This window comes from Tumidithrix elongata BACA0141 (genome assembly GCF_036349135.1).
Taxonomy (GTDB): Bacteria; Cyanobacteriota; Cyanobacteriia; order Pseudanabaenales; family Pseudanabaenaceae; genus Tumidithrix; species Tumidithrix elongata.
On the sequence record NZ_JAZBJZ010000097.1, the window covers coordinates 1 to 20,417 of the forward strand.

A 20,417-nucleotide genomic window follows, 5' to 3' on the forward strand; every position below is an offset into this window, starting at 1 on the left:
ACATCTCGTCTTCTAACTGTTTTGTTATTATCTATTATTTCCAAACAAGTCTATTTGTTTGAAAAGGATCGAGATGGATTTTGGTTCCTTACTGATTTAGGGAAAGAATATGTAGAAGAGAGTTTAGCCGATCAACTACAAGAACTGATAAGCGCTCCAGAAGAGAAGGCTGATATATCAAAGTATTTGAAATTTGTGACTTTCCATCAATCCTTCGTCTATGAGGAATTTGTAGAAGGGATTAAACCTATAACGGATGAATTGGGGGATATTCGTTATAGAGTTGTTGATGGAGTATTCAAGCAAATCTGTAAGCAAGCTGAATTAGATCCTGAAAACAAATATTTGATTATTATTGACGAGATTAATAGAGCGAATATTGCTAAGGTTTTTGGTGAGTTGATTACGCTGATTGAGGATGACAAAAGATTAGGCAAGTCCAATGAATTAAGGGTTACACTGCCCTATTCTAAGGAGTTGTTTGGCGTACCGCAAAACCTCTATATTTTAGGAACAATGAATACAAGCGATCGCTCGATTGCCCTGCTTGACATTGCCCTCCGCCGCAGATTCACATTTATCGAACTCAAGCCCGATCCAGAACTTCTAAAAGATAAAAATATCGAGGGTATCCAACTCGATCGAGTGCTCATCCAAATCAATAAGTCTATCACTGCAATGATAGGGCGCGATTACCAAATAGGTCACAGTTACTTCATGAATATTGAAAGTCTAGAGGACTTGCGCTTTGCTTGGTATCACCGCATCATTCCACTTCTACAAGAGTATTTTTATCACGATGAAAAACGACTGAAAGTAGTTATCGGAGAAAAATTCATTCAGAAAATTGAAATGGATGAAAATCTAAAAGCATCTCTGAGCGAATTTCGCGATCCAGAAAATCAATTTGAAATCGCTGACTTACAAGGTAACGATTTTAGAGATGCAATGTCAAAACTAGCTGGCAATTGATAGGCGATCGCCAATTGGGTTACCACAATTAAGGATGACTTGAAATCATCTGCGATCGTCTAGTTTTTGGATGATTCCTTATGTGAATTGTAGGCTTGCACGATGCGAGTTTCAGGATCGATGCCTTCAAACGTAGGGGGGATCCAAACTCTGACCACAAGCAAGACCGCTAACACTAAGAGAAAGCCCCCCGTTACCAAAATCTGTACCCAAGGAGTTTCCAAAACGCCGCGTACGATCACTTCTCTCAAAACCGAAACGATGGAAACTTCCACTGCTACTCCAATCGAAACGCGATGTTCTTGAAGGTAGATAATCAATAGTCGAAATAACTCAACCAAAATGAGGACAAATAAAATATCAGCGGTGATTGCATGGAAATGGAAGTTTGATGGAGAAAGCAACGATGCGAACATATCTTTGAGCTGGAGTACCATCACTCCAAACAGCCCAATACATAAGGAAATCACAATCAAGTCTTGAACGGATTCTAAAGTGCGTACCACAAGATTGCGTTCAATCCATGTGATGGGCTGACCTGACAGTTGATTAGGGGTCTTGTGCATTGCTTTCTCCATTTTGCTTGGTTAGCCTAAGCCTGACTGCTGAAACTCACTTAAGCTTATGTTATATTCAGCAGTCTTGGGTATTAGGATTATTTATGCGAATGATTAGATGCAAACCAGTGTGGGTATTCCAGAATACAGTTTTGTGATTTTGATACCGGCAGAAAGTAAAGCAGGTTATAAATATAGGTCAAAATCTTTGCTTTTGACTTCAGCAAAGTTGAAACTCATGGGATAGAAGGAACTTTAATTGGGTGCATAGACAACGCATAATTAAAGTCGGTAATTGATGAAATTACTTTTGCAAGCGCTCAATTGGGACAAATTATCGTGGAGATATTGATATGACTGAGGTATTGAGTTCTGCTGAAGCGTATAACGATCGCGGCATGGAAAAAGCAGAAGCAGAAGACTATGTGGGGGCGATCGCTGACTATACCAAAGCGATCGAGCTAGATCCAACCTTTGCAGAGGCTTACTACAATCGTGCCTACGATCGCTCTGAGGTTAGAGACTATCAAGGTGCGATCGCTGACTATACCAAAGTGATCGAACTAGTTCCCGATGAAGCTGCGGCTGCATATTTCAATCGGGGCATGGCAAAGGCAAAGCTTGGGGATGTGGAAGGAGCGATCGCCGACTGCCAGAAAGCGGAAAGTATTAATCCTAAAGAGGAAGAGGCAGATGAAGGTGATGGATAAAACTTGAAGTTGAGCGATTCACTGCTTCTGGATATCCCGCGATCTGCAAAGGCCGTATAGAGTATAGTTTTCCCCTAAGAATTCCCTAGGAATTTCCCAAGAAATCGAGTAATTGATGGGCTAGTTGTAATTTAGAGCAGAGGGATGTTGTTGCTTGCCTGCCACTTTTATGGATAAATGTTGCTTGATTCGTCGCTGTACCGAACCCCATTTGCGATTGGTCTACGGCATTGGCTGCGATCGCATCTAAACCCTTATTCACCAATTTTTGCTGGGCGGCGGCTAAGATTTCTGCCTCAGTGCCAGTTTGCGCCGCAAATCCTACCAAGATCTGGTCAGAACGCTTGCGCTTACCCAAATCCGCTACGATATCGGCGATCGCTTCGAGTGCCAAGGACGTAGGCAACTCAGCTTTGGGAATCTTGCGATCGCTGTAGGTGGCAGGACGCACATCGCCTACCGCTGCTGCCATAATCGTCAGATCGGCTTGTGGGAAAGCTTCTAACATGGCTTGATGCATTTCTGCTGAGGAATTCACCGAAATCACTCGTATACCTGGTTGGTTGGGAATCGAAGCATTTCCCGCAGCGACCAAAGTTACCTCTGCGCCGCGATGCCATGCTGCCTTAGCAATTTCTATACCCTGTTTTCCCGTGGCGGGATTGCCAATAAATCGCACAGGATCGAGAAATTCCCTCGTGCCGCCCGCGCTTACCAGCACGCGCTTGCCGCTTAAGTCCCGTTTCCCTTTGGTATAAAGCAGGGATTCCAGATAGCTGACGATCGCCTCTGGTTCTGCCATTCGTCCCGTTCCCACGGCATCGCAGGCAAGAATGCCACTGGTCGGCGCGATCGCCCAATAGCGCGAATTTGTTTGGAGTTTCTGCCAATTTTGCTGCACGGTCTCTTGCAACCACATGGTGGTATTCATAGCGGGGGCTAGTAGTACGGGACATTGCGACGCCAAAACCGTATTCGTGAGTAAATTATCTGCCATGCCCCAAGCCAGATGGCTCATCGTGTTGGCAGTTAAGGGTGCGATCGCCAAAACATTCGCCCATTCGCCCAGTTCGATATGTAAGGGTCTGCCATGCACGGGCTGCCAGAAATCGCGATCGGTATAGGCAGGCGATCGCGACAAGGTAGCAAAAGTGAGAGGGGTGACAAATTCTTCAGCAGATTTGGTGAGAATGACGCGCACATCAATGCCCGCTTTTGCCAATGTGGAGACCACCTCGCAGACTTTATAGGCGGCAATGCCCCCCGTGACTCCGATTAAAACGCGATTTGCCATGAATTTTCAGGATCCTTATGAATGCTTTTCTCTCGGCTTTATCAGTATCCCAAAAAATATTCTATGGGGACTTTCATAGGAAGTACTGTAGATATTCGAGAAAATGCCCTATTCTCAAAAACAGCACAGTTAGAGAAATTTTGTCTTGTATACACGACCTCTTGCAAATTTGATCGAGCAACTACAACGGCTACCTGGGGTTGGACCCAAGACAGCGCAGCGTTTAGCCATGCACATTCTCAAGCGCCCGGAAGAGGATGTGGAGGCTTTAGCCAAAGCCCTGATCGATGCTAAGCAGCAAGTAGGTTATTGCTCGACTTGCCACCACCTCTCCGCTGACGTTATTTGTGAAATCTGTGCGAATCCCAGCCGTGACGATGCGGCGATTTGTGTGGTTTCTGACTCCCGCGACCTGATCGCCCTCGAAAAAACCCGCGAATATCGGGGGAAATATCATGTTTTAGGTGGCTTAATTTCACCTATGGATGGGATCGGCCCCGATCAACTCAATATTCAAGGCTTGGTGCGGCGAGTTAGTAGTGGTAAGGTGTTGGAGGTAATTATGGCAATTAGCCCCAGTGTAGAAGGCGAGACAACGACACTCTATGTCGGCAGCTTGATCAAACCCTTTACCAAAGTTACCCGAATTGCCTTTGGCATTCCCATGGGCGGCGATCTGGAATACGCGGATGAGGTAACCTTAGCCAAGGCACTTGAGGGGCGTAGAGAGCTAGATTTCTAATTTTTTATTTTCTTAAGCCTGAAATTTCATGTTGCGCTTGTTCGACGTTATCGATAATATTCACCAAGATAGGTGACAAATTAAGTTAAAGGTTTTGTGATGAGTAAGCTCCCCTTACGAAAAACAAGTTCTGTCGTAACCTTGTCAGGGGTCATAGCGTTTAGCTGGCTATTTACAGGCGGGTTGCCTAGTTTCTCTAATTTGACCCATAGAGTCGAACAAGAGCCCCAAGCCATCTTGGTACTAGGAGGTTCCCCCTCCCGCGAAAAATTTGCAGCGCGATTTGCCCTAAACCATCCCAATCTGCCGATTTTTGTTTCTTCGGGTAGTCCTGAAGAATATGCGAAGTATGTGTTTGACCAAGCAGGTGTACCCCGCAATCGCATTCATCTAGACTATCGAGCTGTGGACACGGTGACCAATTTCACCACGATGGTAGATGCCCTCCGCGATCGCAATGTCACCGATGTTTATTTAATCACTTCAGATTTTCACATGCCCCGCGCTGAGGTGATCGGCAATATTGTCTTAGGCAGCCGTGGTATCAAAATCCACCCCATATCCATTCCTTCTAGCCGCGAAGACGAAGCCCCTGTTAAGTCGCTCAGAGATGGCTTTCGCTCTGTGGTGTGGCTATTTACAGGCTCTCCTCTAAACGGATCTACCCATAATAGATAACGCTCATCACGCATCCCTCAAGTTCAGATAAGCTCTCAATTCTGGGAAAGATTTCATAAAGTCTCTCAGAATTGGGAGCTTAGAGAGGTAAGTGATTGGTTCCTTATGGCTCTACAAGCCATTTCCAATTAGGACAAAGGCAGACCAGTAATAGGGATGATTGTAATTCACTTCACCCGTTTTGATAGGTCTGCGAATCATGCTTAGCTGCGCCTCACGCAAAGAAGTAGATATGCTGAGATCCCCCTTCTGTAGGTTTCCATAAAATGACTCCATCAATAGCTGCGTGCCACCATCGGAGACTGTCCAGAGAGAAGCGATCGAAGCCTTTGCTCCTGCTCGCTGCACTTGGTAGCCAAAACCGAGGATTTCTGCACCATTCCCTAAGCTGCCTACACCTGTCTCACAGGCACTGAGAACGACTAAATCGGCATCTTTTAGCTGCCACTCGTTAATCTCTGAGAGAGTGACTTTGCTGCCATCCCCAAACAACACATAGGAGTCTAGAGGACTCACGGATTTAAACTGGGCGTGGGTGGCGAAGTGGATAATCGTATTTCCTGAAACTTTGTTTTTGCTAGATTGAGCGGTGAAATCTTGCCCGATTAGCTTAGTGGCATTCGGGAATATAGATTGAATATTATCGACTTCGGGAATGGTGGAAGGCAAACCACCGAAACCAAAACGGGTTTCGCCACCTTTACCACCAAATGCACCTGCAAAGATGCGAAGGTTTACCTGAGGCTTACGATCTGGTTCAAAAAGACTGTAAGCAATCAAATTATTCACGCGATAGTTTTCCACTAGCCACTGTGTGCCGTCGTAGAGAGCCCCAAGGGGAATATAGCGCAGAATACCGTCTGGAGCGTAGAGAATCGTCGTTGCCTTTGCTTGTTTGAGGTCAGATTCTATTGGCTTGATTAGAACATCGTAAAGCTTTTTGCCAGAGGTTTTGACATCAATAGAGGTGAAGTCTCGTAAATCAGACCGAAAATCAGTAACGAGTTTCTCAAAATCGGCTTTTTTGATTGGGACGGTGTGTTTGCTCGGGAGCGTATTGGGTGAGAACACAATCAGTTCGAGGCGATCGCTAAGAATCAGAGGATAAATTAAAACGGCTCCTTGAGGTAACTTTTGTAGATAGTCGGGAACTTTATTGATTTCAGCTTTGGGAAGTTGCTGGATCTGGTTGGCAAGTTGACGATTGATTTCTGGAATGCTGTCTGAGCTGAGCGCTAAAATCTGACCGCTAATCGCCTTTTCTGGTTCTAAAAGTTGAATTCCCTGTGCAGTGCGATCGTTTCCTTTGACGTTTTTGAGATAGTCTTCAAGTTCCTGCACCTTCAGTAGATCGAGAACCTGTAATGCTTCTGTCACACGTCCTTGCTTGAGCAAGAGATCGGCAAGGCTGCGATAGGTATCAGCTATCGTAAGGGTAAAAGACTGTTGTTCCTCACGACTAAGTTGCTGCAAATCTTTGCGAATTGATTCGCGAATACTGACAGATTGCTTAAAGAAAAGGATAGCTAGTTCCGTTTTTGATTGAGCGTTCAGGGCATAGGCGATATTGCTGAGGGTTATCCCTACACCAGCGCGATCGCCAATTTCTTTTTGGAGCGCAAAGGATTGTTGATACATCTCAAGGGCTTTGGGATATTGTTCCAGCCTGCTGTAAATCCAACCGATATTGCTGAGATTTTTCCCCTCTCCAAAGCGATCGCCCGTTTCTTTTTGGATTGCAAGGGATTGCTGGTAATACTCAAGAGCTTTGGAATATTGTCCGAGGTTATCGTAAACCAATCCGATATTGTTGAGAGTCCTTCCCTCTTCGGGACGATCGCCGATTTCTTTAATAATCGTAAGGGATTGCTGGTAATACGCTAAAGCTTTGGGATATTGTCCGAGGTTGCGATAGACGGCTCCGATATTGTTGAGGGTTGTCCCTGCGCCAGCGCGATCGCCAATTTCCTTTTGGATTGCCAGGGCTTGCTGGTAAATCTCAAGGGCTTTGGGATATTGTCCGAGGTAGTCGTAAATCGTACCAATGTTGTTGAGGGTTAGCCCCTCTTTATAGCGATCGCCAATTTCTTTAATAATCGCAAGGGACTGCCGATAATACTCTAGCGCTTTGGAATATTGTCCGAGGTTATCGTAAACCAATCCGATATTATTGAGGGTTCTTCCTTCTCCATCGCGAGCCTCAGAGCAAGCTTCGCTTTTGCTGTTGAGGGTGCAAGCACTGACGCCGATTTCTTTAATAATCGCAAGGGACTGCCGATAATACTCTAGCGCTTTGGAATATTGTCCGAGTCCGCGATAAACCGCGCCGATATTATTGAGAGTTACCCCTTCTCCATCGCGATCGCCAACTTCTTTAATGATCGCAAGAGCTTGCTGGTAATACGCTAAAGCTTTAGAAGATTGCCCGAGTCTGCTGTAAATCAAGCCGATATTGTTGAGAGTTGCCTCTTCTCCTGTACGGGCTGCGATGCAGGACGCGCTTTTGGCATTGGGCGTGCAGGCGATCGCACTGGATTCTTTACGAATCACAAGGGATTGCTGGTAATACTCCAGGGCTTGGGAATACTGTCCGAGGCTGTTATAAACTGCGCCGATGTTGTTAAGAGCTGTCCCTTCTCCAGCGCGATCTTTCATCTGTTTGCGAATAACCAAGACCTGCTGAAATGTAGCTAACGCCTCTTTTAGCTGACCTTTGCCATATTGCTGGATGCCCAGTTGGTTGAGATTGTCTGCCTCTGTTGTGCGGTCTTGTATTGTTTGTCCCCAAGCATGCTCGGGGGGGACTACCCACAGAGGTAGTCCAGATAACAATATTCCTAAAGCGATCGCACTTAAGCCCTTACGCATAGACGTTGCAGCTCTCCACATAACCCAAACCTCATCATCGGCAATCCCCTCCACTTTACCTGAAAATTAACTGTAAGAAATTTCGTTTTGGGCTCAAACTGGAAAGCGCATGGGTATCTTATTAAGATGCTCATAGGGTCGCGATATGATGAAACATTCTGTACGTAGCAGTTACTTTATGTTTACAGGTTTAGTCCAAGCTTTAGGAGAAGTTGAGCAATGCGATCGCTACCAGATCGCGATCCGTTGTCCAGAAATTAGAAACAGATTAGCGATCGGCGACAGCGTGGCTGTTAATGGAGTTTGCCTCACCGTCGCTAAGATCTCATCTTCGGGATTTATTGCGGATGTATCGCCTGAAACCTTGAGCCGAACAAATTTACAAGACAGAAGCTCGAAATATGTCAATTTAGAAACAGCCTTAGCCGTTGGGGATAAGCTAGGCGGACACTTTGTTTCAGGGCATATTGATGGGTTAGGGACGTTACGCGATCGACAGTTACAGGGCGGTTCTTGGGCGATCGCCTTTGACGCACCGTTAGAAGTGGCGAAATATATTGTCTTTAAAGGTAGCATTGCCGTGAATGGCATAAGCTTGACCGTATCGCAATGTAGCGATTCGGGCGATCGCTTTAGTGTCGCCGTGATTCCCCATACCTATGAAAGTACAAATCTTAAGTATTTGAGTCTGGGCGATAAAATTAATCTCGAAGCAGACATGATTGGCAAATATGTCGAGAAGTTTTTGCGCTATCCAGAAACTGCTTCAAACAAGCAGGAGTCAATGCTTCAAGCCATCACGCCCGAATTTTTGACCGAGCATGGTTGGTAAGGCTGCATCACAAGCAACCTAATCATGAAATAATTTTCGGGTAATCGTTATAGAACTTAAGACTACAGATATGGAGCGTACTTTTTTGGCGGTAAAGCCCGACGGTGTTCAGCGTGGCTTGGTGGGAAACATCATCGGACGCTTTGAATCTAAGGGATTTCAGTTAGTAGGATTAAAACTTGTCCAAGTGAGCCGCGAGCTTGCTGAGAAGCATTACGGCGAGCATAAAGAAAGACCCTTCTTCCCCGGTTTAGTTAACTTTATTACCTCTGCGCCCGTTGTGGCGATGGTATGGGAAGGTAAGGGTGTCATTGCATCGGCACGGAAGATTATCGGTGTAACCAACCCCCTCAATGCTGAAAATGGCACAATTCGTGGTGATTTTGGGGTTGATGTCGGTCGTAACATTATTCATGGTTCTGATGCACCAGATACTGCCGAGCGCGAGATTGCGCTTTGGTTCACCCCAGCTGAGCTATGTAACTGGCAGCCCAGCATTTCCACTTGGATTTATGAATAGAGGCGATCGCATTTAGGCTATTTCCATCGCACAAATACCTAATGCCATTTTCAGGCAAGCTCTGACGTAGCTTTTTTGAAAGACAAAGAAAGACAAAGCAGAAACACAAAGCGGCTCGCAAATTCTGATTTGCGAGCCGCTTTGCAAAACTACTGGGATCGAGTCAATTCAAATCGCTTATTTTGCGCATTCAAACAATTTCAGAATTGGTTCTTGCTCCGCAGGATTTGTGATGCTTTTTGCGAGTTCCAATGCTTTATCGTGCCTTCCCACTGACCAGTAGAGTCCAGAGAGGTCGGCGATCATTCTAGGGCGATCGCTAAGGCTCCGATCGCTATTTACAATCAATAGCCCACCATCCAGAGTTTTACCTGCCTTTTCTGTTTCGCCAACTTCAGTGTAAACCGCCGCAATATTCGTAAACCCAAAGACTTTTTCTAGAGGTTGCTCGAGTTTACTGGCAATACTTAAAGTTCGATCGAGCACATCGATCGCTTGCTTGGGCTGCTTGGCTAGATTGTATTGCTTCCCGACCTCTACCAAGGTTACGGCCTTATCAAGGGAGTCTGGCAGAGATAAGAGACCTGCAAGACTCCGATCTAGAATCTCAGTGGCTTTGTCTAGTTGACCCACTTCAATATACTTACTAGCTAGACCAATCAAGGCAACGGGCTTCTCAATTGAAGCCTTATCCATATTGTCAATTACCTGAAGTGCCCGATCGTATTGAGCAGTGCTGACATATTTATTAGCAATCAAGGCTAAGGCACGAGGTTTAAAGATTTCTGTGGGTAGTTCAGGGGTTTTATCTTGATCGGATGATTTATCGGATGATTTGTCTTTAGGCGCGTCTAAGATATTAAAGGCATTGGTTAACGAAGCGATCGCCTTGGCATGTTCGCCAGATTCCGCATAGGCACCAGCAATTTCGGTCAACGCTCTGACTTTGGGCGATTTATCTGTAATTTTTTGAGCATACTGGATACCCTGTACCAGTGCTTGAGCCGTTTGATTTGGCTGTTTAACTTCATTAAAGCCACTGGCGATCGCCGCATAGGCACGGGATTTGACATAGTCATCAGGTACAGCATCGACATAGCGCAGCGCTTGGCCTAATAGGCGACCTGATTTGTCAGTTTGTCCGAGTTCCTTATATTCATGGGCAATCTTAATGGTGGCAAAGATTTGATCGGTATTATTCGTGAAACCTTTGACTAGATTTAGCGCTTGATTGAGTAACAGGGAAGACTTTTGCTTTTGAGCGGCTTTGGCATAGTAGCTAGCAACCTCAACCGTAGCGTAAGCCTGTACCGCAGGGCGATCGATTTTGGGTAGATATGTAATCGCTTTGTCTAAGGTTTCAGCCGCTTTAGTTAACTGTTCGGCTTCGGTATATTTTGTGGCAATTTCCGTCAGCGAAAAAAGTTGATTTTCTGGATTGCCCTCGGTTGATTGTACGAGTGAGAGATAGCAAGTAAGTGGAACCCCTTGAAATTTAGGCTCAGCATTGACAGAAAGCTTAGCTTTAGAAATTGGTTTGACGTTATTTTTAAGGTTGAGACCTTTTACTTCTTGAGACTTAACGGGATTTTTAAGGGGTGGAAGGTTTGTCTTTTGCGTGGGTACTGCTGATGGCAGTACTGGTTTTGCTGGGTTTAGTGTTTCGGCATGCACTTGAGCACTGCCCCACGTCCAAGATAGGAGCATGACAAGGCAACCGCCCAAAATACGTTTCCAGAACTTTCGCATGATTTATTTCCTCTTATGGAATAGACTGCCGAAAACTCAGCAAAGATTTATCGATCTCTAACAGGAGATGTTACAGGGAATTAAGAGCATTAACCCTATCCTTGATTTAATCCACTCCTCACCTATCAGAGATTTAGAAGACAAGCTTAAGGATTCTACCCAACTTTTGTACTTGTCTATCTATGGGATGAGAATGTAAAGAAACGTTGCATTTCTTTAAGAATCCTGTTACATTTTAATCCGTAGAGTATTTGAGTTAAACATTAAAGTCTTATGGAAAACGATAATCGCAACACTTGGAATTGGGGTTTTACTTCCGGCGCTGAAAACTGGAATGGTCGCTTGGCCATGATTGGTTTTGTTGCTGCTCTAACAATTGAATTGATCAGTGGTCAAGGTGTTCTACACTTTTGGGGTTTAATCTAGTTTCCTACTAGGTAACTGTTTCAAACATTTTGGTTCGCACCAAGTCCTCATAAAATTTATAAACTTAAGTCCGCCTTTTCCTACATTCTGAACGTGATTGTTTCAGCTACTAGGATTGGCGGATTTATGCTTGGACGAATGCCTAAATGCTTTTTTCTGGTACTTTTTTTAATGCTTTTCTCTGATGCTTTTCTCTGGCAAAACCGAAACTTATTATGCAAAAATTCTTTTAGAATCTCGCAAAATTGCTATTGTCTTAAGAACTCATAGTAAGTTTTTAATTTAATGACTTCGATCGCGGTTGAATTTTTATTCATACTTTTACTAGTGGTTGCGAATGGCATATTCTCAATGTCAGAACTAGCAATTGTGTCAGCCCGTAAGGTGCGTTTGGAGCAATGGGCAAAAGAGGGAAATCGTAAAGCAAAAGCTGCCCTAGAACTAGCAAATTCCCCAAATAATTTTTTCTCAACGGCGCAAATTGGCATTACCCTAATTGGAATTTTGAGCGGTGCTGTCGGTGGTGCTGCCGTTGCCCAACGCCTCAAAGAACTCCTGAACTTAGTTCCATTTTTAGTTCCCTATAGCGACACCATTAGCTTTTCTGTGGTTGTAGCAGTTATCACCTACTTATCGTTGGTCATTGGCGAACTTGTCCCCAAACGTCTAGCTTTAGGCAATGCCGAACAAATCGCCTGTTTTGTCGCGATTCCCATGCAGTGGTTGGCAAAGCTAGGAACGCCAGTCGTATACCTGTTAAGTGGTTCTACCGATGCTTTATTGCGTCTTTTGGGCATTCAAGCCACCGAAGAAGATCCGGTTACCGAAGAAGAAATCAAGGTTCTCATTGCGCAGGGAGCAGAGGCTGGCACATTTGAAGAAGCTGAGCAAGAGATGGTAGAGCGCGTCTTTCGATTAGGAGATCGCCCAATCAAGGCTCTGATGACACCTCGTACAGAGATCGTGTGGCTCGATCTAGATGCACCTTTTATTGAGATGCAACAGGAAGTGATGAATAGTGTCTTTTCCCGATTTCCTGTGGCTAGAGAAAATCTCGATCAATGTATGGGAATTATCCAACTGCGAGATTTTTTAACGGCTTGTATGGGAAGTACAGAAGTTAATCTTGAAGCTTGTATTCGTCCCCCCATCTTTGTTGCTGAGAACACCCGTGCTTTAAATGTTTTGGAATTGTTTAAACAGACCGCCAGCCATATGGTACTGGTTACCGATGAATATGGTGGGGTTGAGGGTTTGGTCACAATTAACGACCTACTAGAGGCAATCGTGGGTGACTTGCCTTCTTCCGATTCGCTAAGCGATAGCCAAGCCGTACAACGAGAAGATGGCTCATGGTTGCTAGATGGAATGCTTTCCATCGATCGCGTCAAAGAAATTTTAGAAATCGAGGACTTACCAAGCGATCGCGATGGAACTTACCATACCTTGGGTGGATTTATCATGAGCTATTTGAGGCACATTCCCACCACTGGAGAATACTTCAACTGGGACAGGTTTCGATTTGAGGTCGTAGACATGGATGGGACAAGGGTAGATAAGGTTTTAGTCACATTGATAGCGTAGGGGAAAGTCGAGGTATAGATTCAGAAATATAGATAAACTATAGGGCTCAGCTCATGAATTGCTCCTATTAGATGGAAAACTTATGTTAACCTGAGTTCGGGTTAAGGATTTCGGAACAAATCAAGCCGACTTGCTGGAACCGAGAGGTTTGATCCCCCTGCCCTATCGGGCATCCCCCTTGCAAAAGGGAAGTGAGTTCTCCCCCCTTTTCTCAAGGGGGGTTGGGGGGAATCCTTGGGATGTATAGCGTTTCAGGTTTTCTTATCCCGAACTGACGTTATGTTAAGCGTTGATAGCGCATACCAGGAACCTGTGCGATCGCGCCCAAGAGTTCCATTTGCAATAATGCACCAGACACTTCTCCTGACGGTAGGTTTACCTGTTCGATAATGCGATCGAAACTCACAGCTTCATCAAAACCGATCGCTTCCAAAATCTTTTGTTGGATTGGATCTAAAAGAGCCAGTTGAACGGGTTCAATGGCAGGATCTAGTTGGGGTAACATGCCCAAAGCTTCCAAAAGCTCGTCAATGCCGAGAATAATCTGCGCTCCTTTATCGATTAAATTCAAGCATCCCTTGGCTTGTTCGACATCGAGAGAACCGGGAAGTGCAAAGACATCGCGATTATAGTCATTGGCTTGATGCGCCGTGATCAGTGCGCCCGATCGCTCTGGGGCTTCGATGACGATCGTGGCGCGACATAATCCTGCAATAATGCGATTGCGTTTGGGGAAATGCGCGCGATCGGGTGGCGTTCCCTGAGGATATTCGCTCAAGATCGAACCAGTCTCAAGGATTTTCTGATAGAGCGTTTGATTTCGAGCTGGATAGACCCGATCTACACCCGTACCCACAACGGCGATCGTCTGTCCCTGCATGCTTAAGCATCCCTGATGTGCCTCTGCATCGACGCCATCGGCTAGTCCAGAGATGATGGTAAAACCACGTTCCGCCAGCGCTTGTGCGATCTTTTTCGTCCAACGTCTTCCATAGGCTGTGGGAGAACGAGTTCCGACGATTCCCACGGTATAGCGTTCTGACCAAGATTTTAAATTACCGCGATAGTACAGAATGGGTGGTGGATCGGGAATTTCCCAGAGTAGTTTGGGATATTCTGGATCGGCGGGTGTCCAAAAGTCAGGATTTTTGCTCAGGTGGTCAGTAAGCAGTTGCTTGGGATCGAGACTGAGGCGATCGCGCTGAATCGCTTCACAGACCTGTTTTCCTAACCCTTCGATTTCTGCTAGCTCTTCAATCGGGGCTTTCCATGCTGCCTCTAAGGAACCGAAACCCAAATAGATGCGCTTCAGTAAAACTGAACCAATTCCGTAGATGGTTGACCAAGCCAACCAATATGCTCGTTCCATTAACCTGCTAATTTTTGCTGGATTTGTGCTGTGATGCTCGCTGGATCTAAACTGCCATCGATCGTCACCAACTTCTGTTTGTGTTCGTAATAGTCCAAAATCGGTGTGGTTCGCTCTTGAAATAGTTGCAGACGTTTATGAATTAATTCGGTGGTATCATCGTAATCACCCCTAGCCAGCGATCGCTGCATCAGGATGTCTTCAGAGACTTTCAAGTAAATGGCAAGATCGAGAGGCTGATTCAATTCCTCCAACAAAAAATCGAGTTCCTCCGCCTGAAAAGCCGTGCGAGGATATCCTTCAATTGCCCAACAGCGCTCGAAATTGGGATGGGTAAGGATTGTCCTCAGTAAACTAATCATCAACTCGTCGGGTACTAGCTCTCCAGATTCGACGTAGCGACGGACTTCATCACCTAACTCCAAACCAAACCCGATCGCGCTCCGCAGCATCTCACCGGAGGAGATCGCAGGCATCTTTAAAATTTCTGAAAGCAGATGTGCTTGTGTGGTCTTGCCTGAGCCCGCTGCACCTAAAAAAATTAATCTAGTCATGTTAGGACTTTGTATCCGTACTATCGGGATTTATATCTACAATTTCACCTTAATCTAGTTTATCTTTGCATAATTTATCCTTTTAAGGTAGGGGGATTCACCGCCGCGAAAAGGGCAGAATAATCAGCATCTGCCAAACCGAGGGCGATCGCTTGTTCTAAGATCTGTCGAACTCCATCAAGGCTCTGACTCTGTAAGCCGAGGGTTTCCGCTTCCGATAGAAATAGCTTGGTATCTTTTAGCAAATGCTTGGTAGGAAAGTTGGGGTTGTCGTAGTTCCCTTCGAGCATTCGCGACAGCTTTTTATCGAATGTAGTGGCATAGAGCGCACTCGTTCGCAAAATTTGCATAAAGGCTTCTGTATCTACACCATAACGTTCGACTAAGCCTAAACTCAGGGAAAAAGCGGTTGTTAGCGAAGCAATCAGTTGATTGAGTGCGAGTTTCAATGCGGCTGCCATACCAACCGTTCCAATGTAGCGAGGCTCAGAACCAAGATGCTGTAATAGCCCCTGCCATTGTTGAAATTGTTGGGGCGTAGAACCAACCATCACAATTAGATTGCCCGTCTTTGCTTCGGGGATACTTCCCAATACGGGCGCTTCCAGATACTCCGCTGAGGCAGCAAGGATGCGATCGCTGATATCTCGACTCTGTGTCGGAGAAATTGTACTCATAGAAATCACGGTGCGACCTGCAAGCTGAGCTTGACTAGCCTCAGAGAGTAGGACTTCAGAAATCGCGATCGCATCTGAAAGCATGAGAATAATGCAGTCGGAAGTTCGGATTAATTCTGCGGGAGAATTTGCGATCGCTGCCCCTGCCTTTGCTAGAGATGCTACTTTCGATGGGGTACGATTGTAGACTGTAACAGCCAAATTTGCTGCCAGTAATCTTTGAGCCATGGGCTCACCCATCAGTCCAGTTCCCAAAAATCCAATATTCACAACGATCTAAGTTTGAGGGTTGATATGTCATCTGACCTAACTAAATTAACACCTCTTACCGTTTTTACCAATAGTTTCAGATAGCTCTAACGAATTACTATGGAACGATCGCTCCAAGTCACCAACTATATTTTCCATTATTATGCGTCAGGAAATTCGAGCCATCCAGCGATTTTGTTTTTGCATGGATTTATGGGCGATCGCTACGAGTTTAAGGAGGTAATCGCTCGCTTATGCGAGCGATTCTATTGCTTGGCGATCGATCTGCCGGGGCATGGAGAAACACAGGTTACTGGTGGCGATCGGAATTTTGAAATGATGCCAACGGCGAATGGAATCGTTCAGTTTTTAGAAGCGTTAAATATTGGGCAATGCTTTTTGGTGGGCTATTCTATGGGAGGGCGTTTGGCTCTCTACCTCACACTTTACTTTCCACAATATTTTCGTAAGGCGGTTTTAGAATCAGCCTCCCCCGGGCTCAAAACGGAGATGGAGAGAATCGAGCGCTTGCAAAGCGATCGAAAGTTGGCAAGGGAATTGGAAAATGGCGATCTGTTCTCTTTTTTAGTCAGATGGTACAACCAAGCGCTATTTGCTTCCACAAAAGCACATCCAGATTTTGAACGAATGCTGGCGAAGCGATCGCAAAACTCTCCAACCAATTTAGCGAAATCTCTTTGCAACCTCAGTACTGGAAAGCAACCATCTCTATGGGACAAATTGCAAAATAACCAAATCCCGTTACTCCTATTAGCAGGAGAATTAGATCGAAAATTTGTGGCATTAAATACTGAAATGGTTTATGTGTCTGGTAGCGAACGCACTAAAGAGAACCCCGTGCGACTGGAGATTATTTCTAACTGCGGGCATAATATTCATTTTGAGAACCCAGCGATATTTACACCGCAAGTTTCTGACTTTCTGTCGAGGAGTTCGGGCGAAGCATTCCCATATAGCCTTGCTTAGACTCAAATACTACAAAGTAGCTAACCCATACAGAAACACATGACCAACTCTATCATTCTTAGTCAATTCAGGATTTGCAGCCATTGTTCCATTTTCGCAGATATCTCTGCTCTAGTTCTCGTGGAAGGGTTGATGCAAACGTGCCTTGTGAAAGCTTTACAGATCGGTTTGGAATCGGCCGAATTCGTGGAATTCTTTTCTTGGATATCTAAAGATTCGCTTAATTCTGCAAAGATTCTATAGTGAATCTCAAATTCTTGACGATCGCTTTGCTGGGGAGTTAGTTCGACAACAATGCGATCGCCGCAAAACATTGGCTTGTAAAAATCAATATCGACGTGAGCGATCGGAATGGCAAAATTAGGATTGCGAAAGAACGATTTTAGGTCGATACCCACAGCAATTAGAGAAGCTTCATAGGCCTCATGGCAAATACTTAAAACATTGGCAAAGTAAACCACACCTGCGGCATCGGTGTCTTGGAAACGGATCGTGCGATGATAGGTAAAAGGCATAATTAACCGTTGGGAATTCCTTGATAAATATTGGCGATCGCAAATCCAGCCGCATCAAAGATCGGGATGAGAACTCGCTGGTAATCTTCTCCCTCAAACGCATCAATGCGATCGAAGTGTGTGGGTAAATCGCTCGAACTAAACAACTTAATCTTGATATTGGGTTGAGCTGTCTTCAGATCGATTTGATCTAACAGCAGAAATGGATATCCTTTATAGGTTGTGAGATTTCCATATACAGAAAAACCATCATACCATTTACCCAAGATTGGTTTGAGAATATGATGATTTGACTCACCGGGTGCTAATGTGCCATAGACAGCAAGGCGTTGCGAGGGGAAATCGAAAAGCAAATCGATCCATACTTCCATGCAAATATCGATAGCGCATGTAGGAACTAAATCTGAAAAACTGCTTGTGCTGTAGCTCGTGCAAATCTTGGTTTGAGCTTCCTCGCTAAGACAGTTTAGAAATTCGTAAATAGCCTGTGTCGATAGGGCTTCACCACAGTCAAGCAATCGATTGCATTCCCGCTCAAATTCATCACTGGAATTTCGATAAAAATGTTGGGTGCGATCGCTGATGCGATGGACAAGATTTAGCCAGCGATCGCCGCGTTCTCTCACTGACAAATTCTGGCTTTGCTTGTTGGCATTCCGAATCGAATTAAGCTCCCCTAAGATCTGGAAGATGGATAATAGATCGAGCTGATTGAACCAAAGAGAGCGATTGAGCATTTGAGCGTAAATTTCAAGGATTTAAGATGCTTTGTCCCTACAGATTGAGCGTTTGAACCGTTATTTTATGGGCTTTTCAGGCGGTTTATCAAATTTCTCTGACTCTGACGAATTCAAATTACCATCGCGATATTTTTGATAGAAGCGATTAAACATAATTCGAGCTACACCTGCTACAGGTGGTGCAATTAACGCCCCTACAACCCCCAACAACTCCGCCCCAATAATAATCGACAGTAAAAGTTCAAACGGATCGAGGTTGAGATAGGGAGCCACCAGCCAAGGCTGTAAGAAAAATGCTTCTATTTGTTGGAGCGTAAAGCAAATAAACACCGCAAAAAAGACTTGGGTTGTACCTAAGCTCCATGCCGCGATCGCGATCGGAATCAACCCCAAAAATCCGCCAACATAGGGAATCAAATTTGCCACTGCCACGAGTAGCCCCAAAGCTCCCGCAAACTGTACGTCAAAAAATGTCAGGGTCAAATAGATGCAAAATCCTAACAAGGTCGATGTGCCGATCTTACCTAAAACGTAAGCCCCTAGGCAGCGGGTAATCGGTGGAATTAGTTCTCTAACTTCATGCTGAATTTCTGGAGAAAAAGGACTCAGGACGCGATTGAGGAGCTGCTCGGAATTGACCACCATATAGCCCGTGATCAACATGCTCAAAAGTCCAATTCCCAAAGCATTAAACAGTTTTAACGTCGTGTCTACCGCCTGCCCAGCAATATCTCTTCCCCAAACTTGCACCTGATCGAGCAAAGGTTGCTTTTGTAAGAGGTTATTCAGTTGTTGCTGGCTCATCCCCAAAAAAGTTCCATCTTTGGGAATGCGGATTTTCTCGACTAGAGTTGGGAACTGGGTAAAAAATTGACCTAATTCTGACAGCAATTTGGGGGCTGGCGCGATCGTAATGATTAGCACCAGTAGAAACACTGTGTAGATAATTCCTACAGCCCAGCCCCGATTTAAGCCCAAATCCCACCTGTTTCTGATTTTCAGCCGAAAGCCAGTCATTTGCTGCACGAGGGGCGTGATTGCCCCCGCAAAAAATAGGCTGGTAAGGAGCAATTGCACGGTTTGACGCAGCCGAAACACGAGGTAAATTGCCACGATCGCGATCGCAACGCGTCTGAAATACCGCCAAAATAGAGACTTTTGATTCACTACGTCTATCCCTATGAATTACCGTTAGATGCCACGACAACACAATTACGACCCGTCTGTTTGGCTTGATAAAGTGCGCGATCGGCAGCCGTGATCAGACTTGTGACTGAGTTACCATGTTTGGCAATCTCTGCGACACCCAAACTAATCGTATTGTGGATGGTTCCATTGCCCGCAGGATTTTCCTCAACCGTAGCACGCAACCTTTCGGCAATCTCTTCTGCCTTTTGTAAGGAGGTTTCAGGCAGCAGGACTAAAAATTCCTCACCACCCCAGCGGCTGAGGCGATCGTAGCTGCGCAACTTTTGTTGCAGAATATTTGCGAGATGTGTTAACACCAAATCTCCTCCATCATGCCCATAGGTGTCGTTAATCCGCTTAAAAAAATCCACATCCAATAAAATCAACGAGAAAGGTGTTTTGGTGCGCTCAAATCGCAGGGCCTCATAGTTTAAATGTTGCTGCATCGACCGTCGATTGAGCGATTGGGTCAGCATGTCTACGCTAGCAAGAATATAGAGTTCCTGATAGAGACGTTGCGTCACCATCATCATGAAACCACCTGTCCACAAAAAGCCAAACGCAAACGTGCCAATAAATGCGATCGCATTGGATAAATTAGGCTCAAATATACTAGTGGGAGGGTTTTTGAGTAGAAGAATCGCACGCGCAACGCCCAGCATGGTGAATGTGCTAACCACAACTAAGGTAAACCGAGCTGAAGCAAGAAAGTTGCGATCGCGGCATTTTGCCAAGTAATAAGCAGTCAAAAATAGGATAGGCAGACTGAATAGAGAAAGACTAAACGCCCTAGCAAAGAAATTGTCATTAATATACAGGAAGTATATCTGAATAAGAGCGAATGTGGCGTTCAAACCAATCAGATAGGCATAATTATTTTTTCTGCCGACAAATTGCCCAACGCCCACGCATGAGAGGGATATCGCAGCAAGCAAAAACACATTTGCCAAAAAAATGGTGAATAGGGGAGGAAGGAGCGATCGCATCGAAGCAACCATAAAGCCCGTTGCTGATAAGATTCTGCCAATCGTAAACGTACTAATTCCTTGATACTTATTTGCCAAAAACCACAAAAAAATCAGTACGATGGACTGTAACATAGCAGAAATTGCGACGATAACAGCGACTGTTTGAAAATCAAGATTCATAGGCTTAGCCTACATTATTCATGAGAACCCAAAAGAGAATAAAAATCAAGAAAAAAGG

20 protein-coding genes are annotated in these 20,417 nt (G+C 45.1%); 9 read left to right on the forward strand and 11 right to left on the reverse strand.

Features of this window, described 5'->3' with window-relative positions:
* A partial coding sequence (locus tag V2H45_RS19150; protein ID WP_330485281.1) for an McrB family protein occupies window positions 1-972 on the forward strand: 972 nt, incomplete at its 5' end.
* Between the two features lie 59 nt (window positions 973-1,031).
* Here V2H45_RS19150 and V2H45_RS19155 read toward each other — a convergent pair.
* A complete protein-coding gene (locus tag V2H45_RS19155) occupies window positions 1,032-1,538 on the reverse strand; it encodes a phosphate-starvation-inducible PsiE family protein (protein ID WP_330485282.1) in 507 nt (168 codons plus the stop codon).
* A gap of 344 nt (window positions 1,539-1,882) precedes the next feature.
* Between V2H45_RS19155 and V2H45_RS19160 the strand changes: the two genes are divergently transcribed.
* On the forward strand, window positions 1,883-2,239 hold the full coding sequence (locus V2H45_RS19160) for a tetratricopeptide repeat protein (protein ID WP_330485283.1): 357 nt from the start codon (window positions 1,883-1,885) through the stop codon (window positions 2,237-2,239).
* Between the two features lie 85 nt (window positions 2,240-2,324).
* Here V2H45_RS19160 and coaBC read toward each other — a convergent pair whose 3' ends face one another.
* Window positions 2,325-3,533, reverse strand: a complete 1,209-nt coding sequence (coaBC, locus tag V2H45_RS19165; RefSeq protein WP_330485284.1) for a bifunctional phosphopantothenoylcysteine decarboxylase/phosphopantothenate--cysteine ligase CoaBC — start codon at window positions 3,531-3,533, stop codon at window positions 2,325-2,327.
* A gap of 145 nt (window positions 3,534-3,678) precedes the next feature.
* Between coaBC and recR the strand changes: the two genes are divergently transcribed.
* Together recR and V2H45_RS19175 are read left to right on the forward strand one after the other, a co-directional pair.
* On the forward strand, window positions 3,679-4,275 hold the full coding sequence (recR, locus tag V2H45_RS19170; protein WP_330485285.1) for a recombination mediator RecR: 597 nt from the start codon (window positions 3,679-3,681) through the stop codon (window positions 4,273-4,275).
* 99 nt (window positions 4,276-4,374) lie between these two features.
* Window positions 4,375-4,953, forward strand: a complete 579-nt coding sequence (locus V2H45_RS19175) for a YdcF family protein (RefSeq protein ID WP_330485286.1) — start codon at window positions 4,375-4,377, stop codon at window positions 4,951-4,953.
* A gap of 111 nt (window positions 4,954-5,064) precedes the next feature.
* On the opposite strand, the gene V2H45_RS19180 is transcribed toward V2H45_RS19175, so the two are convergent.
* On the reverse strand, window positions 5,065-7,842 hold the full coding sequence (locus V2H45_RS19180; protein ID WP_330485287.1) for a CHAT domain-containing protein: 2,778 nt from the start codon (window positions 7,840-7,842) through the stop codon (window positions 5,065-5,067).
* A gap of 124 nt (window positions 7,843-7,966) precedes the next feature.
* Between V2H45_RS19180 and V2H45_RS19185 the strand changes: the two genes are divergently transcribed.
* Both V2H45_RS19185 and ndk read left to right on the forward strand, forming a co-directional pair.
* Window positions 7,967-8,653 carry a riboflavin synthase gene (locus tag V2H45_RS19185; RefSeq protein ID WP_330485288.1) on the forward strand — a complete coding sequence of 229 codons (687 nt, stop codon included), beginning with the start codon at window positions 7,967-7,969 and terminating at the stop codon, window positions 8,651-8,653.
* Window positions 8,654-8,723: 70 nt separating this feature from the next.
* Window positions 8,724-9,173, forward strand: a complete 450-nt coding sequence (gene ndk, locus V2H45_RS19190; RefSeq protein WP_330485289.1) for a nucleoside-diphosphate kinase — start codon at window positions 8,724-8,726, stop codon at window positions 9,171-9,173.
* Window positions 9,174-9,350: 177 nt separating this feature from the next.
* Here ndk and V2H45_RS19195 read toward each other — a convergent pair whose 3' ends face one another.
* A complete protein-coding gene (locus tag V2H45_RS19195; protein WP_330485290.1) occupies window positions 9,351-10,922 on the reverse strand; it encodes a tetratricopeptide repeat protein in 1,572 nt (523 codons plus the stop codon).
* Between the two features lie 273 nt (window positions 10,923-11,195).
* Between V2H45_RS19195 and V2H45_RS19200 the strand changes: the two genes are divergently transcribed.
* Both V2H45_RS19200 and V2H45_RS19205 read left to right on the forward strand, forming a co-directional pair.
* On the forward strand, window positions 11,196-11,348 hold the full coding sequence (locus V2H45_RS19200; RefSeq protein ID WP_330485291.1) for a chlorophyll A-B binding protein: 153 nt from the start codon (window positions 11,196-11,198) through the stop codon (window positions 11,346-11,348).
* A gap of 285 nt (window positions 11,349-11,633) precedes the next feature.
* The gene (locus V2H45_RS19205; protein ID WP_330485292.1) at window positions 11,634-12,932 is read left to right on the forward strand and encodes a hemolysin family protein; all 1,299 of its coding nucleotides are present in this window, start codon (window positions 11,634-11,636) and stop codon (window positions 12,930-12,932) included.
* A 277-nt stretch (window positions 12,933-13,209) separates the two neighbouring features.
* Here V2H45_RS19205 and dprA read toward each other — a convergent pair whose 3' ends face one another.
* The 3 genes from dprA to V2H45_RS19220 all read right to left on the reverse strand — a co-directional run bounded on the left by dprA (window position 13,210) and on the right by V2H45_RS19220 (window position 15,802).
* Complete coding sequence (gene dprA / locus V2H45_RS19210) at window positions 13,210-14,301, reverse strand: DNA-processing protein DprA (protein ID WP_330485293.1); 1,092 nt, start codon at window positions 14,299-14,301, stop codon at window positions 13,210-13,212.
* A complete protein-coding gene (locus tag V2H45_RS19215; RefSeq protein WP_330485294.1) occupies window positions 14,301-14,855 on the reverse strand; it encodes an adenylate kinase family protein in 555 nt (184 codons plus the stop codon). The genes dprA and V2H45_RS19215 overlap by 1 nt, the downstream gene beginning before the upstream one ends.
* Window positions 14,856-14,929: 74 nt before the next feature.
* The gene (locus tag V2H45_RS19220) at window positions 14,930-15,802 is read right to left on the reverse strand and encodes an NAD(P)-dependent oxidoreductase (RefSeq protein ID WP_330485295.1); all 873 of its coding nucleotides are present in this window, start codon (window positions 15,800-15,802) and stop codon (window positions 14,930-14,932) included.
* 99 nt (window positions 15,803-15,901) lie between these two features.
* Here V2H45_RS19220 and menH point away from each other — a divergent pair, with 99 nt between their 5' ends.
* Window positions 15,902-16,768 carry a 2-succinyl-6-hydroxy-2,4-cyclohexadiene-1-carboxylate synthase gene (menH, locus tag V2H45_RS19225; RefSeq protein ID WP_330485296.1) on the forward strand — a complete coding sequence of 289 codons (867 nt, stop codon included), beginning with the start codon at window positions 15,902-15,904 and terminating at the stop codon, window positions 16,766-16,768.
* Window positions 16,769-16,830: 62 nt separating this feature from the next.
* On the opposite strand, the gene V2H45_RS19230 is transcribed toward menH, so the two are convergent.
* From V2H45_RS19230 to V2H45_RS19245, 4 genes are read right to left on the reverse strand one after another with little or no spacing between them, the layout of a single operon-like run.
* On the reverse strand, window positions 16,831-17,283 hold the full coding sequence (locus V2H45_RS19230) for an acyl-CoA thioesterase (RefSeq protein WP_330485297.1): 453 nt from the start codon (window positions 17,281-17,283) through the stop codon (window positions 16,831-16,833).
* A 2-nt stretch (window positions 17,284-17,285) separates the two neighbouring features.
* Window positions 17,286-18,020 carry a gamma-glutamylcyclotransferase gene (locus V2H45_RS19235; RefSeq protein ID WP_330485298.1) on the reverse strand — a complete coding sequence of 245 codons (735 nt, stop codon included), beginning with the start codon at window positions 18,018-18,020 and terminating at the stop codon, window positions 17,286-17,288.
* A gap of 60 nt (window positions 18,021-18,080) precedes the next feature.
* A complete protein-coding gene (locus tag V2H45_RS19240; protein WP_330485299.1) occupies window positions 18,081-19,190 on the reverse strand; it encodes an AI-2E family transporter in 1,110 nt (369 codons plus the stop codon).
* 11 nt (window positions 19,191-19,201) lie between these two features.
* Window positions 19,202-20,359, reverse strand: coding sequence for a GGDEF domain-containing protein (locus tag V2H45_RS19245; RefSeq protein ID WP_330485300.1), 1,158 nt, complete (start codon window positions 20,357-20,359; stop codon window positions 19,202-19,204).
* Between the last annotated feature and the right edge of the window lie 58 nt (window positions 20,360-20,417).

Coding starts and splice junctions, on each gene's coding strand:
- V2H45_RS19245 (WP_330485300.1), bottom strand. CDS start 20,359: ATGAATCTTGATTTTCAAACAGTCGCTGTTATCGTCGCAATTTCTGCT.
- V2H45_RS19180 (WP_330485287.1), bottom strand. CDS start 7,842: ATGTGGAGAGCTGCAACGTCTATGCGTAAGGGCTTAAGTGCGATCGCT.
- V2H45_RS19230 (WP_330485297.1), bottom strand. CDS start 17,283: ATGCCTTTTACCTATCATCGCACGATCCGTTTCCAAGACACCGATGCC.
- V2H45_RS19195 (WP_330485290.1), bottom strand. CDS start 10,922: ATGCGAAAGTTCTGGAAACGTATTTTGGGCGGTTGCCTTGTCATGCTC.
- V2H45_RS19215 (WP_330485294.1), bottom strand. CDS start 14,855: ATGACTAGATTAATTTTTTTAGGTGCAGCGGGCTCAGGCAAGACCACA.
- V2H45_RS19235 (WP_330485298.1), bottom strand. CDS start 18,020: ATGCTCAATCGCTCTCTTTGGTTCAATCAGCTCGATCTATTATCCATC.
- ndk (WP_330485289.1), top strand. CDS start 8,724: ATGGAGCGTACTTTTTTGGCGGTAAAGCCCGACGGTGTTCAGCGTGGC.
- V2H45_RS19205 (WP_330485292.1), top strand. CDS start 11,634: ATGACTTCGATCGCGGTTGAATTTTTATTCATACTTTTACTAGTGGTT.
- coaBC (WP_330485284.1), bottom strand. CDS start 3,533: ATGGCAAATCGCGTTTTAATCGGAGTCACGGGGGGCATTGCCGCCTAT.
- menH (WP_330485296.1), top strand. CDS start 15,902: ATGGAACGATCGCTCCAAGTCACCAACTATATTTTCCATTATTATGCG.
- V2H45_RS19200 (WP_330485291.1), top strand. CDS start 11,196: ATGGAAAACGATAATCGCAACACTTGGAATTGGGGTTTTACTTCCGGC.
- V2H45_RS19155 (WP_330485282.1), bottom strand. CDS start 1,538: ATGCACAAGACCCCTAATCAACTGTCAGGTCAGCCCATCACATGGATT.
- dprA (WP_330485293.1), bottom strand. CDS start 14,301: ATGGAACGAGCATATTGGTTGGCTTGGTCAACCATCTACGGAATTGGT.
- V2H45_RS19175 (WP_330485286.1), top strand. CDS start 4,375: ATGAGTAAGCTCCCCTTACGAAAAACAAGTTCTGTCGTAACCTTGTCA.
- V2H45_RS19160 (WP_330485283.1), top strand. CDS start 1,883: ATGACTGAGGTATTGAGTTCTGCTGAAGCGTATAACGATCGCGGCATG.
- V2H45_RS19185 (WP_330485288.1), top strand. CDS start 7,967: ATGATGAAACATTCTGTACGTAGCAGTTACTTTATGTTTACAGGTTTA.